Genomic DNA, 14354 nt, shown 5'->3' on the forward strand with positions numbered 1-14354 from the left:
CTCAGTCGAGCGCCATGCAATTGGTCTCGACAAAAGCCGCGAGATCCAGCGAGTGCCGCCGGACGATCGCTTCGGCAAGCTCGCCGTCGCGTGCTTCGAGCGCATCGATGATCTCTTCGTGATCGGCGATGGAACGCGACGCGCGGTCGCTTTGCGAGATCGTGTGTCGGCGGATCGCGCGGACGTGGGCGAAGATCGTCGACAACGTCTGCAAAATCATCTCCGACTTCGACAACTCCACCACCGCCTGATGAAACTTGATGTTCGCATCGGAATAGTTATCGATATCGTCGGCGGGGGAGTGATGCTGGAAGCTGTCGAACATTGCACGCAATGACGCAAGCTCCTCATCCGTCGCGCGTTCGGCCGCGAGTCGCGCGGCCATGCTTTCGAGCGCGGCCCACAAGTGGATCATCTCGATGATCTCGCGGCGCGTCTTGCGCATGATGTACACGCCGCGCCGCGGCACCGTGCGCAGAAACCCTTCCTGCTCCAGCAGCGTGATCGCTTCGCGCACCGGCGTGCGGCTCACGCCGAGCGCCGTCGTTAGCTTGCGCTCGTCGAGCCGGATTTCATGCGACGAGCCGTAGATGTCGGCATCGGCGATTGCCTGGCGCAACTGCATGTAGGCCTGCTTGCGCAGCGGCGCGGTCGCGTCGATCGGTTCGAGCCGGCTCGCGATCTCTAGAAATGTGCGGTCTGTCTGTTCGTCGAAGGTCTCTGACATGTGGTCTGGTTCCTGCATGGATTCCGATCGGGAGACCCTGCGCGCCACGCACTTTGCGTGCAAGTGCGTGGCGCGTTGCTCAACGTCCCGATGACGATACCGGGCTCGCTTCCGTTGCTTCAAAGCGCGAGTTCTCGTAGAGCAGTGCGGTGTTCGTGATCCAGCGCTTTCTCATCGGCGCGAGGATGAACTTGGCCGACACCGCCGCCGCGATTGAAATGCACGCCGCGCAGATGAACACGGCGTTCCAGCCGCCGACCGCCGAGAGGAGCGACGCCACTGGCACCAGCATCGACGCCGTGCCTTTCGCGGTGTACAGCGTGCCCGCGTTGGCGGCGGCGTATTTGCTGCCGAAGGTATCCGCGCAGGTCGCCGGGAAGATCGAGAAGATCTCGCCCCAGCAGAGGAAGATCATCGCGGCAAAGAACATGAAGAGGTACGGATTGTGGCCGAACCACATCAGCCCGAGCAAGGCCGCGCCTTCGCCGAGGAAGATCACGAACATCGTGTTCTCGCGGCCGAAGCGGTCGGACAGGAAACCGCACAGCGGACGCGTGAAGCCGTTGCACAGGTTGTCGATCGAGAGCGTCATCGTGAGGAGCGGCAGCGTCACGCCGATGATGCTCACTGGCAGGTTCGCGAAGCCGAACTCCTTGGCGATCGGACCGAGTTGCGCCGTCGCGATGATGCCGCCCGCCGCGACGAACACGAACATCAGATAGATCACCCAGAAGAGCGGGGCGCGCACCATCTGGTTCGTCGTGTAATCGATCTTCGATGCCGCGAGCCGTTTCGGGATCACCACGTTCGCGGGCGGCGAGGGCCGCACGAGAAAGAGCGCGAGCGCGAAGATGCAGGCGCCCTGGAAGATGCCGAAGAACATGAACGTGTGCTCGTAGCCCGAGCTCTGGATCATGTTTGCGATCGGAATCACGGTGACGGCCGCGCCCGCGCCGAAGCCCGCCGCAGTCAGGCCCGCTGCGAGACCGCGCTTGTCCGGGAACCACTTGAGCGCATTGCCGACGCACGTGCCATACACGCAGCCCGCGCCGATACCCGCAACCACCGCGCCGACATAGAGATGCACGAGCGTCGTCGCGTGGGCATCGATCACCCAGCCGAGCGCCGCGCAGAGCGACCCGCCGATCACGACGGGCCGCGGCCCGAACTTGTCGACGAGCCAGCCTTCGATCGGCACGAGCCACGTTTCAGTCACGATGAAGATGGTGAACGCGGTCTGGATCGCGGCTTGCCCCCAGTGATTTTTCGCGTCCATCGGAACGACGAAGAGCGTCCATGCGTATTGCAGATTAGCGACGAGGCCCATGCAGATGATGCCGATCGCAAGCTGGGCCCATCGGTTGTGGCTTTTGGCCGCGCGTAGGGGGGTATAGGTGTTTGCCATGTCTGTGCGTCTCCAAGGTCGACCGGAGCTGTACTCCGGTCCCATGCAATTTGCATTGTTGCGCTCGATCGGCGCCTTTATGCGATGGATATGTGTGTGACGAGTCCTCTTGTTCCTGTGGTCGGAGATAACGCAGCGGTCGGGTAAGTCCTCAGCCCGCCGTCTTCGCTTCGAGCTCTGCAATACGCTTGCGAAGTTCGCGCTCTTCCTGAAAGCGCGTCGTTTCATCGCGAATCACCGCGACGATGCCGCTCACCTTGCCGTTCGCCGAATGCAGCAGCGCAACGGTGAACGCGATCGACATCGAACGACCTTCCTTGTCGACGGCGGGCACGCGCAGCACGTCGTGGCCGTAGCGCGTCTCGCCGGTGGCCATCGTTTTTTCGTAGCCGCTCCAGTGCCGCCCGCGCAGGCGTTCGGGGATGATGATGTCGAGGGATTGACCGAGTGCTTCTTCTTGCGTGAACCCGAACATGCGTTCGGCGGCGGGGTTCCAGAGGATGATCGCGCCGCTTGCATCCGAGATGACGATGGCGTCGCCGATAGCGTCCACGAGCTGGGCGGTGTCGATGGCGCTTTGTGAGGAGGTGCTGTTCATATTGGAGTCGCCTTTCTGGTGCTGCCGATGCTCTTACATCGCGCCCGGCCGGAACGTGCGTTCCGGCCGGAGTTCTTGCGTCAGACCGCCTGGGCCTCACGCAGGCGGGCGATGTCCTCGTTGCTGTAGCCGAGGCTTGCGAGCACTTCGTCGGTATGTTCACCGAGCAGCGGCGATGCGGTCACTTCCGGCTTCAGGTCCGAGAACTTGATCGGGCTGCCGACCGTGAGATACGTGCCGCGCTCCTTGTGCGGCACTTCGGTGATCGTGCCGCTCGCGCGCAGCGACGGATCGTTGGCGATTTCCTTCATGCTCAGCACCGGCGAGCAGGGGATGTCGAACTTGCGCAGGATATCGACTGCTTCGAACTTCGTCTTGTCGGCGAGCCATTGCTCGATCGTGTTGAAGATGTCGAAGATGTGCGGTTGACGGGCTTGCGGCGTCGCGTAGTGCGGATCTTCGATCCATTCCGGCTTGCCGAGTGCGCGGCAGATTGGCGCCCAGGCGTGGCCCTGGATCGTGAAGTAGATGTATGCGTTCGGATCGGTTTCCCAGCCCTTGCACTTGAGCACCCAGCCCGGTTGTCCACCGCCGCCGGCATTGCCACCGCGCGGCACGACGTCGCTGAACTCGCCGTGCGGATACTGCGGATACTCTTCGAGGTAGCCGAGGCGGTCGAGGCGCTGCTGGTCGCGCAGCTTCACGCGGCACAGGTTCAGCACGCTGTCCTGCATCGATACTGCAACGCGCTGACCCTTGCCCGTCTTCTGGCGGCCCATCAGCGCGGTCAGGATGCCGATCGCGAGGTGCATGCCGGTGTTGCTGTCGCCGAGCGCCGCTGCGCTGACGGTCGGCGGGCCGTCCCAGAAGCCCGTCGTCGATGCCGCGCCGCCCGCGCATTGCGCGACGTTTTCATACACCTTCAGGTCGTCGTAGTGGTGACCGTCGCTGAAGCCCTTGACCGACGCCACGATCATCTTAGGATTCAACTCGCGGATCGTGTCCCACGAGAAGCCCATGCGGTCGAGCGCGCCCGGACCGAAGTTCTCGACGAGCACGTCCGATTCCTTGATCAGCTTTGTCAGGACTTCCTTGCCTTCCGGCTTCTTGGTGTCGAGCGTGAGGGACTTCTTGTTGCTGTTGAGCATGGTGAAGTAGAGCGCGTCGACATCCGGAATGTCGCGCAACTGAGTGCGCGTCACGTCCCCGGAGCCGGGCCGCTCGACTTTTACGACGTCCGCGCCGAACCAGGCGAGCAACTGCGTGCAGGCCGGACCCGCTTGAACGTGCGTGAAATCGATGATCTTGATGCCTTCCAGCGGCTTCGTCATGGCTTCTGTCTCCTGACAGCTTTGGTTGAATGGGACTTCCTCAAACGTTTCGACTTCTCCGACGCGCTACCTGCATCACGCGACCTCCGGGTCGTCGCTGAGGTATCCGGTCGGAATCCGTTTGCCTTCGTGTGATATACAATATTCTATGTGTGATATTCAAATAATCAACGTTAACCCGACTAGGGTTTCCCGTACGAGTCGAAACTCGACAAATTGCGCTGCTGTGATAACTTGCAAATACTGTGTGTGTAATACTGTATATCACCACGAAACTACAACACCCGGCCGACAAGGAGACGTCATGGCAGATGTGCTTGAAATCACGCCGCAGGCAGCGGAAGCAGTAGAAACGCAGCAAACCACGGACGGGTTCCACCTCGTCATCGATGCGCTGAAGCTGAACGACATCGACACCATCTTTGGTCTGGTCGGCATTCCGATCACTGACCTCGCCCGCCTCGCGCAAGCGGAGGGCATGCGCTTCATCGGCTTCCGGCACGAGCAGCACGCCGGTAATGCAGCCGCCATCGCCGGCTACATGACGAAGAAGCCGGGCATCTGCCTGACCGTGTCTGCTCCGGGCTTCCTGAATGGCTTGACCGCGCTCGCGAACGCGACGACCAACTGCTTCCCGATGATCCTGATCAGCGGATCGAGCGAACGCGAAATCGTCGACCTGCAGCAAGGCGACTACGAAGAGATGGACCAGTTGAATGCCGCGAAGCCGTACGCGAAGGCCGCGTATCGCGTGCTGCATGCGGAAGACATCGGCATTGGCGTGGCGCGGGCGATTCGCGCGGCCGTGTCAGGGCGTCCCGGCGGCGTGTATCTGGACTTGCCGGCGAAGCTGCTCGCGCAGACGATCGATGCCGTGAAGGCGCAGCAGTCGCTCATCCGCGTGATCGATGCCGCGCCGGCACAGTTCCCCGGACCGGAATCGGTCAAGCGCGCGCTCGACGTGCTGAAGGGCGCCAAGCGCCCGCTGATCCTGCTCGGCAAGGGCGCGGCCTACGCGCAAGCCGATGCGGAAATCCGCGCGCTGGTTGAAAAGACCGGCATCCCGTATCTGCCGATGTCGATGGCGAAGGGTCTCTTGCCCGACACGCACGCGCAGTCGGCATCGGCGGCGCGCTCGTTCGTGCTGGCTGAGGCTGACGTCGTGCTGCTGATCGGTGCGCGCCTGAACTGGCTGTTGTCGCACGGCAAGGGCAAGACGTGGGGCGCACCGAAGAAGTTCATACAGGTCGACATCTCGCCGACCGAGATCGACAGCAACGTCGCGATCGCAGCGCCGGTGATCGGCGATATCGGTTCGTGCGTGACCGCGCTGCTCGGCGGCATCGACGCGAATTTCCCGAAGCCGCCCGCCGAATGGACGAACGCGATCACGGAGCGCAAGAACAAGAACCTTGCGAAGATGGCCGCGACGCTCGACAAGAATCCGTCGCCGATGAATTTCCACAGTGCCCTGCGCGCGATTCGCGACGTGCTGAAGGAGCGTCCGGACATCAATGTCGTCAATGAAGGCGCGAATACGCTCGACTACGCGCGCAGCATCATCGACATGTACCAGCCGCGCAAACGCTTCGACTCGGGTACGTGGGGCATCATGGGCATCGGCATGGGCTTCGCGATCGGCGCGGCGGTGACGAGCGGCACGCAGGTCGTCGCGATTGAAGGTGACAGCGCGTTCGGCTTCAGCGGCATGGAACTCGAAACGATCTGCCGCTATGACCTGCCGGTTTGCACAATCGTCTTCAACAACAACGGCGTGTATCGCGGCACCGATGTGAACCCGACGGGCGGCAAGGACGTCGCGCCGACGGTGTTCGTGAAGAACGCGCGTTACGACAAGATGATCGAAGCGTTCGGCGGCATCGGCTACCACGCGACGACGCCGGAGGAACTGACGAAGGCGCTGCAGGAAGCGATCGCATCGGGCAAACCGACGCTCATCAACGCGGTGATCGATGAAGCGGCCGGCACGGAGAGTGGTCGTTTGACGAACCTGAATCCGCAGAGCGCCGCGATGAAGAAGTAATCTTCAGGCGCCGTCGATTCTTAAGGATCGACGGCAATTGAATAAAACTAAAACGGCCTGCATTTCCGATTTCGCATCGGACATGCAGGCCGTTTCAATTTGCGACGTAAAGGAATTCAGCGTGTGCGATTAATAAGGCCGCGCGTCTCCTGAAACGCGATGCCCGCATACAACTCGGCCCATTTACCGAGCAGCGTTTGATCGTGAGTCAGGAAAAGCGGTGCTTTCGTCCAGCCGGTAACCTCGCGGCCCGATCGTGACATTTCGAAGACACGCAAGTCTTCATCGACGCTGACACCGACGCTCACTAGATCCTCGAACGAAGCGAGATCGTCGAAATCGACTTTATGCGGCGGCGTGTTGTAAAGAACGGCTAATGCGTTGCGGATTTTACGTGAGGCGTGATCGCGGTTCGGGGCCGACACGAACACGACACCATCCAGGGGACTATGCGCGATTGCCCGGTACAGGTTCCGTTTCCACGGTGTATCTGGCGTCATTTTCATTGAATTACCTCCGGCTTGATGGGCGGGAGACCCTCGGAATGGATCGCCGGCAATTGCGCCGACGCCGCTCCATCAAGCAATTTTCGGACACGCTTCGGTTTCTAATCGCTAAAAACCCTCTCTTGCCTGCAGGTCCATGCCGATTCGCCGCTCGCCATTGCTTGCAAGCGGCGAACGCATTATCTCGCGCTGCTCATTTACTTGCTGGTATCAGATACTTTGGCAGCGCTCCGAGTTCCCACTGAAAGCCATCTTTTACTACGACCGTCGATGTCGCTCCTTGCCAGTCTCGCTGCGTGTAGGTGCCGGGCGGGATCGGGACGGCGGTCGGGCTTGCGTTCGCATCGGTATCCGTCTTCCACCCGACGATGACCTTGTCGTCCGAGCCGTACTGATACACCTTGATGTCGCCACGATCGACGAGCGCGTGATCCCACTTTTTGGTGCCAACCGTTTTCATCAATACCGAAGCGGCGACGTAAGCGGGCTTCGGCGACAAGTCGAGGCGCACGAGACCGAAGTTGTGCTCCTTTTCGCTTGGCTTCAGGCCGTCGTCGACGAAGTCGTACCAGATTACCGCTTCCACTGCGTCGAAGCGGCGCGAAAGCAGGAACGTGCGCGCGACGTAAGCCGCCTGCCGCTGCTCGCTCAGGCCCGCCGACGACGGGCTGGAAGGCCAGCCGATCTCGGTGATCCACAGCTTCAGCTTGCCTTCGCCGGGCTTCGGATTTGCCTGGGTCATGCGCGCGAGATGCGGCCAGACGTTCGGGACGTTGACCCGTCCGAGCGGCGAACCCTTGGCGCTATAGCCGACGTCCGGGTCGGACGGCGACATGTACGGATGGATGCTGAAGCCGTCCTGGTAATCGAGCGCGCCCCGCTTGATGAGTTCCGCGATGCAGTCGCCGCCCGGCCCGCCGCCTGCACCGCCGCCGCCGCACGAGATGACGTTGGCGTCGGCGCTTTGCGACTTGATTGCCGTATAGACGGGTTTGAGCAACGCGACGTAATTGTCGTAGCCGATCTTCGCGAACGCGGGCTCGTTCCAGATTTCCCAGTGCTTGACCTGCTTGCCGTAGTACCCCACGACCTTTTGCGCATAGCGCGCAAAGAGGTCGCGTTCCTGCTGTGTCTGTGGAAAGCGCTGCGGTCCCTTGAAGAGGTTGGGGTAGGCGCCCGGGTTGCCGTAGTCGAGCACGATCAGCGGCTTGAGGTTCAGCTTCACCGCCTGCGCGACGTAGTCGCCGTAGTTGCCGTTATCCGGCGGGAAGGTGAATTTTCCCGCGGTCTTTTCGACCTCGCCCCAATACAGTTCGTCGCGAATCCACGTGAAGCCCGCGCGCTTGACGAGCGGCAGAACCGCCGCCGCCGAGCCCTTGCGCTGCCCGAAGTGCGTGACGACGCCGGCGTCGGGAAACGCGCCGTTGCCCGGCGCGAGCGCCGCGATGTTGATCTTCAGCGAATCGCTTTCGGCGCCGCTTGCCGAAACCAGTTTCGTGTCGAGCAGGAACAAGCCGTAGTTCGGCAGCGCGACGTTGAACGACACCTGTCCATTGCCCTTGTCGCCGGTGGCGGGCGCCTGGAACGTCGTCACCGCGGTGCTCAAAGGATCTGCGTTGTCGTCGTAGCGGTAGAGCGTCGCGACGACCTTCGCGCCGCCCGTGGCGCTTTGCGGCGGCACCTGGACCGTGATGCGCTTGTTAATCGCGCCATCGACGATGAGCGCGCCCGGCGGATTGAGCACGCGCATTCCGGAGTCGGCGGCGACGGCGAATTGCGTGGCGAACGTCAGCGCGGCGCAGGCGATCAAGCGCGGAACGCCGCGCGTGGTGGGGAGCGCAGGCATCGAGCCTCCTGGTTTTACGACACGGTATGGAAGAGAGGGCGGAGAGCCGCGACGTTCACTTGCTTTCGATGAACGCCGCGCTCGCCGCTCGTGGGCGGAAGCGCCGCACCGGCGTGCCCCGCGCGCGCTCCTGCCACGCGGCCTGCCTGCGTTCGGCGACATACGCCGTGAAGCGCGGCCAGTAGAGCAGAAGATAGCCGAGCGGGACGAACGATGTCACGGTGGTGATGCTCACCGTCGACGAGATCAGGAGGAACAGCAGCATCACGAAGCCATTGCCTGCCGTGAACGCGACCACGCCGAACAGCAGTACCGCGCTGAAGATGCCCATGTCCGCGATCGACGCGGGCAGGCCCGCGAACGGCACGCCCGCGACTTCCATGTCCGACTCGATCAATCGTATGTACGGTAAATACTTGTAGTGCTTGAGGATGTCAGGCGCGCTGATGCCGAACATCAGGTCTTCGAGACGCGCATCGACCATGAATGGATAGCCGCCGAAGCGGTGGCCGAACGTCTCCGAATTGAAGAAGACGTGACTCGCCATGAACATCGACAGCAGCGTGACGGCCACGGCGAACGATACGAACACGACGAGCGGATGCGTGGTGCGCAACTGATGACGGAACGGATAGAGCGCCGCGAACACGAAGAGCAGCATCGACGACTTCGAGAAACTGATCACGAGCCCGACCGCGTAGAGCGCGACGACCTTCTTGTTGATGCGCGGCTCCGTCATCAGATACACGACGAGCGATGCCACCAGCAGCGACGAGAAGAATCCCGCCTCTCGCGAGAAGCCCGACACGCGCGCGAAATAGAACACCTCGAAGAAGTTCGTGTATGCGGCGGTTCCGTACGAGCCCCAGATCGCCTGGGCGACCTGCCTCGGGCCGAGCGCCATCGCGAGACTCGTATTGACGTAGTAGAGCACGAACTGCAGCATCGCGAAGACAACGTTGATCCCCATCCACAGATGCAGATAGGCGATGCGCCGTTGCATCGAGTACATGAGATAGCCGATACAGATCGCGATCGATACCACGCGCACGGCCACCGACGGCGATCCCAGAAGACTCACGACGACGGCAACGGCGAGCGGCCCGCTCCAGCGGCGAACCGTGCTGGCGAGAAAGCGCGTGAAGTCGGGGTCGAAAAAGGGGATGAAGAGGTAGAAATAGATCGTGTAGCCCGACACCTGCGGATTGAAAATCACGCAGGTGAAGAACATGTAGAACAACATCGAGATCATGCGTGGATACATTGCTCTCTCCGGACACACTCGGCGGCTGTCCATTGGCATGTTTCGTTCATTGTCGCGTGCGGCGCTGCTGCACATGCGCTTGTGATGCTGCCGCCAGCGAGGGTACGCTCGCTGGCGCTCTTGTTACGCTGGCCGCTTCTGCCCATCGGCGACGGGCAGGGAGCAAGCTTTTCAAGCATCGAGCGGCGGCTGCGGGTTCGGCGCGTACGCGCTTGCATACGCATACGTGCGCTTCTCGCTGCGACGCTTCGGCACGGCGTTGAAGATCACGCCCGCGATACGCGCACCCGTCAGATCGAGACGTTTGATCGCCTGTTCGAGTTCGCTCTCGCTCTGCGCGCTCGGACGCACGACCACGACAGTCGAGCCCGCATTCGCCGCGATCATGTTGGCATCGCTGACCGCGAGGACCGCCGGTGTATCGATGATGACGAGATCGTATTGCGGGCAGAGGTATTCGAGCAGCAGCGGCAGACGCGTGGTCGACAGCAGCTTCGACGGATTGGGCGGGAAGCGTCCCGATGTGATGATCGAGAGGCCAGGCACGCCGCCCGAGCGGATCGCCTGATCGACTTCCATATGGCCCGCGAGCACTTCGGCGAGACCGCCCTTGCCGGACTGTCCGAAGATCGAGGCGACGCGGCCGCGGCGAAGGTCGCCGTCGATCAGCAGAACGCGCTTGCCGGATTGCGCATGCAGTACCGCCAGATTCGAGGCGACGAAGGTCTTGCCGGTTCCCGGCGTCGCGCCTGCGACGGCGAGCACGTTGTTACGAGCGCGCTCGATGTCGAGCAGGAGCGATGCACGCACCGCACGCAGCGCTTCGACCGCCATGTCGCCCGGACCGTCTGCGGACAGCAGGAAGTGCGCCGTATTCGCGAGCGCCTCGCTTTCCGAGTCGTCGCTCAGGACGCCGCGCGGAGCAGGGCGCCCCTTGCCGGCGAGCAACGCCGCCGGGGTGAGCGAGCGATCGAGACGCGCCTGCTCGCTGCTGAAGCTGACCGCGCCGAACACCGGCAGATGCAGATGGCGCTCGACCGTATGCGGGCTTTCCACGCTACGCGACAACTGATTGCGGAAGAACACGAACAGCACGCTCAGGACCACACCCGCTGCAGCACCGCCCGCGATGACGAGCGGACGCTTCGGCTTGGCCGGCTCGGTCGGGTAGATCGCGGAATCGATGAGATGCACGTTGCCGAGCGTGCCGGCACGCGTGACGGCGAGTTCGCTCGCTTTCTCGCGCATCGCGACGTAGATGTCTTCAGCGACCTTCGCGTTACGTGTCAGGTCGACGAGCTTGCGCTCCGATACCGGCAACTGGCCGAAGCGCTTGTCAAAGGCCTTCTTCTGCGCGTTGAGCGTGGCAAGCTGCTCGTCGATCGTCTGCACTTCGCGCGTGCCAGGTGCAAAGCGGCTCGCGACCTGCGTGCGCTGCATCTGCAGCGTCGCGATCTGGTTCTCGATGCCGATGCTGCCTTGCAAATACGACGAAGCTTCCGAGCCCGGCTGCATCGAATTCGACGACATGCGGTACTGGCTCAGTTCGGTTTCGGCGCGTTTGAGTTCGGCTTCGAGTCGCGGCAATTCACCGAGGATGAAGGTGCGCGTCAAGCTTGCTTCCTGACGATGCTGGTCGATGTGCGACGCGATGTACGTCTGCGCAATCGCATTGGTGATTTGCTGCGCGAGCTTCGGATCGTCGTTTTCGTAGAGGATCTGCACGACGCCCGAGTCCTTCGCCGACTCCATCACTTTCAGCTTCTTGAGGAAGCGCTCGACGGCCTTGTACTCGCTATAGCGAACGATCGAGAACTCGGTGCCCGGACGCGCGGCAAGCCGATCGATACGAATGGACGTGCCATCCGCACTCGCCATCAAGCCGACGGTGCCCTGCACGATCGTGTTACCTGCGGGGTCCGATAGCTGATAGGCACCGCCCGGCATCACACGCAGTGAAAGCTCCTTGTTTTGTAGACGCGCCGGGACCTCGAGCGAACCGATGCCCACTTCCTCGCCGCCCCATGCGAACGACTTCAGGCCGAGGATGGCCGGCAACGGTTCACCGGGCGTCGAAAACAGATTCGTGATGCGGCCGAAGAACGGCATCTGGTTCGGCGTGACGAGCACGTCCTGCTTGAATTGCTTGATCACCGGCAAGAGTACGGTACGGCTCTGGATGATCTGGATTTCGGCGTCGGTCGGCAGCGCCGACGGGATGATCTGCTGCTGCGCCTGGGTGTTCACGCCGAGTGCGTTCGGGTTCGGATAATCGACCTTGACCAGTGCGTCCGCCTGGAAGCTCGGCGTGGCGAGAAACGCGTAAAGGGTCGCAGCCCCCGTCACCAGGACGACGATCATGATCACGAGCCACACGTTATCGACGATCAGCTTCCACAAATCGCTTGCGGAAAATCCGTCGTCTCTGCTGCGCACAGGGACTGGATCGAAACCAAGAACTGGTGTGTTCATCTGACGCTTTCCTCATTTCGTTCGGAGAATCGGTACACGGGTATCCGCATGCCGCGCCGGAACGCCGAAAGCCCGACGCCACGCTGGTTGCGATGGCGAGGGCCTCTTGGACGTTGACGGCGATGCAAACCTGACGGCGCTGTAAAGCGGCACAGCTTGCTTGTTGTCTGCTTGCGCAGTGACGATCCACGGGACGAGGACGCGGCACTGGCAGTGCATGCCTACATTCACGTTTCGTTAAGTCATCGTACGTACGGTAGCGCACACGAGTAAAGATCCGGCTGAAGAGCTAGGACCGTATTCACACGCAAACATTAGGATTTGTAATTGGACTTGACTGATGTTTATCTGCGGGCATCAGTAAACGGGCAAAATCAATGCGAAATGCGTGTCCCGTCTCGGCGCGCTTCATGTCGCCGCAAGGGAAATTCTGTCTTGGGAGCGTGTAGAACAGCAGGGGAGATATGCCGCACGCTCGTGCTAAAGACGATTACAAACGCGCCTTTAATACGAGCATAGCGACTATTACAGCGGTTTCAAGGAAAGTTGCTGTAAGGCCGGGAAAGTACTACCGACCTTGATGAGCGTTTGTTTAAACCGGATTGGCGCGAACGAAGTTCTTGTAGGCGGTATAAGCGGGATTTTTCGTGCGGCCATCGGCCTCGATCAGCCCATAACTTGCATCGATCACGCAATAAAGCATGATGCACTGGATGTTGTACTTGTCCTTGATGGACTTGTACTGCTTCATTGCGCTCGTGACGTAGTCTGCGGCCGACTGAGCCGAGTCCTTCGAGCCGGACCAGCCGAATTCCGTCAGCCAGATCGGCACGCCGAACGAGTCCTTGAGGATCTGCAACACGTCGATCGAAGCCGTGCGACCCGCGCGCTGGATGTTGTACGAGCTCTTGTACCAGTGGTACGTGGTGAAGTCCCAACGGGTCTTCAGCGCGCCGCCGGAGCCGTTCGCTGAACCGTTCGGCGAGATGCCGTTCCACAGCATCTGCAAGGCGCGGTACGCCATCGGGATGCCGACGTTCACGCCACACTTGATCGACGAATCGACCGATTTGACGCCGGCGATCATGCCGCGGATCACGCCGCGAAACGCCGGCCAGTAGGCGGGATTCCAGTCGGCCGAGCTGCTGCCGTCGCCGCCGATCTTGAGGCCGACCGTATCGAGTTCGTTGCCGCACTCGATGTATTTCACGAGACCCTTGAGCGGCTGCGTGCACTTCACGGCCAACGCGTAGCCGAGCTTGTAGGCCGTGTCTTCCGAGCCTGCCTGATTCCAGCCAGCCGAACGCGGGTTGATCACCGGCATGATCGTCACGCCGCTGTTCTTGAAGGCACCCTTCAGCGCGTTAGCGACGGTCGTCGCCATGCCGGCATCGGCGACGTCTGCGCGATACACGGTCACGCCGAGGTCCTTCAGGGTCGCCAATTGCGATTCCGCGGACAGCGTCTTGTAGATGCCGCTGCCCCATGCCATATGACCGTTCATGCCGTAGAAGAGCTTTTGTGTCGTTGCGGCCTTGGCGGTCGATTCGAGTTCGACAGCGTCTTTAGCGGTGGCATCGGCCAGATCGCTCTCAGTACCTCCACCACCACATGCGGCAAGGGCAAGACTACCGGCACCAACGCTCATGGCAGCGAGAAATTTTCTACGTGGAAACATTTCTGCGGACTGCGATGCGGTTTCCGGCAAATCTTGCGTCTTGACGAGTAGGTTTGTGGTCGGAATAGGTAAGTTATTACTGGGTTAATCACGGCACGCAGTATATTCGGACCATCAGGCCATCTCCTGTAAGTGGATGTAACAGTCAGACGAATAGGGAAATTGTTCCTAACTAATATCGTATGAGCTAAGTTTCTTTCCGATCGTTGAATGAATGAGCATGCACATCCTTGGTGTTTCCCCTAGATAAGCCACCAAAAGGTGCATGAATTAGCCCATCATTTCGAAAGATAAAACGGGGTCATGGCGAATGTCGGGAGGAATGACGTACCGTCGCACGCTAAGGTGGCAAATAGCGCGGTGTGCTCAGTGGGTTTCAAACGAATGTGCTTAGAGCGCGTCGTTTGGAATTGCCGACGTGTCTGGGGAGGTAGGCATTTCTACTGCTAGCCCAAGGGAAGGGTGCTAAAGGAACCGCGCAAG

At 61.2% G+C, this 14354-nt stretch carries 10 protein-coding genes; 1 reads left to right on the forward strand and 9 read right to left on the reverse strand.

Annotation, left to right across the window (positions count from 1 at the left end):
* Position 1 precedes the first annotated feature (1 nt).
* The 4 genes from AWB65_RS28365 to frc form a co-directional block, all read right to left on the reverse strand.
* Positions 2–727 (reverse strand): GntR family transcriptional regulator, encoded by a 726-nt coding sequence (locus AWB65_RS28365; RefSeq protein WP_087670320.1) that lies wholly within the window; start codon positions 725–727, stop codon positions 2–4.
* A gap of 79 nt (positions 728–806) precedes the next feature.
* Positions 807–2132 (reverse strand): oxalate/formate MFS antiporter, encoded by a 1326-nt coding sequence (oxlT, locus tag AWB65_RS28370; protein ID WP_087670321.1) that lies wholly within the window; start codon positions 2130–2132, stop codon positions 807–809.
* Between the two features lie 151 nt (positions 2133–2283).
* Complete coding sequence (locus AWB65_RS28375; RefSeq protein ID WP_087670322.1) at positions 2284–2730, reverse strand: PAS domain S-box protein; 447 nt, start codon at positions 2728–2730, stop codon at positions 2284–2286.
* Positions 2731–2810: 80 nt separating this feature from the next.
* Positions 2811–4061 carry a formyl-CoA transferase gene (gene frc, locus AWB65_RS28380; protein WP_087670323.1) on the reverse strand — a complete coding sequence of 417 codons (1251 nt, stop codon included), beginning with the start codon at positions 4059–4061 and terminating at the stop codon, positions 2811–2813.
* Positions 4062–4365: 304 nt separating this feature from the next.
* Here frc and oxc point away from each other — a divergent pair, with 304 nt between their 5' ends.
* Complete coding sequence (gene oxc / locus AWB65_RS28385) at positions 4366–6105, forward strand: oxalyl-CoA decarboxylase (protein ID WP_087670324.1); 1740 nt, start codon at positions 4366–4368, stop codon at positions 6103–6105.
* Between the two features lie 116 nt (positions 6106–6221).
* Here oxc and AWB65_RS28390 read toward each other — a convergent pair whose 3' ends face one another.
* The 5 genes from AWB65_RS28390 to AWB65_RS28410 form a co-directional block, all read right to left on the reverse strand.
* Positions 6222–6611: a hypothetical protein gene (locus AWB65_RS28390; RefSeq protein ID WP_125474225.1), complete on the reverse strand. Its 390-nt coding sequence runs from the start codon at positions 6609–6611 to the stop codon at positions 6222–6224.
* A 193-nt stretch (positions 6612–6804) separates the two neighbouring features.
* Entirely contained in the window at positions 6805–8457 is a 1653-nt protein-coding gene (locus tag AWB65_RS28395) for a cellulase family glycosylhydrolase (protein ID WP_087670326.1), read from the reverse strand.
* A 55-nt stretch (positions 8458–8512) separates the two neighbouring features.
* Positions 8513–9721: a hypothetical protein gene (locus AWB65_RS28400; protein WP_235007804.1), complete on the reverse strand. Its 1209-nt coding sequence runs from the start codon at positions 9719–9721 to the stop codon at positions 8513–8515.
* 171 nt (positions 9722–9892) lie between these two features.
* Positions 9893–12193: a polysaccharide biosynthesis tyrosine autokinase gene (locus AWB65_RS28405; RefSeq protein ID WP_087670327.1), complete on the reverse strand. Its 2301-nt coding sequence runs from the start codon at positions 12191–12193 to the stop codon at positions 9893–9895.
* Positions 12194–12785: 592 nt separating this feature from the next.
* Positions 12786–13841, reverse strand: a complete 1056-nt coding sequence (locus tag AWB65_RS28410) for a glycosyl hydrolase (RefSeq protein ID WP_235007805.1) — start codon at positions 13839–13841, stop codon at positions 12786–12788.
* Between the last annotated feature and the right edge of the window lie 513 nt (positions 13842–14354).

Origin of the sequence: Caballeronia humi (genome assembly GCF_001544475.1) — a bacterium.
GTDB lineage: Bacteria > Pseudomonadota > Gammaproteobacteria > Burkholderiales > Burkholderiaceae > Caballeronia > Caballeronia humi.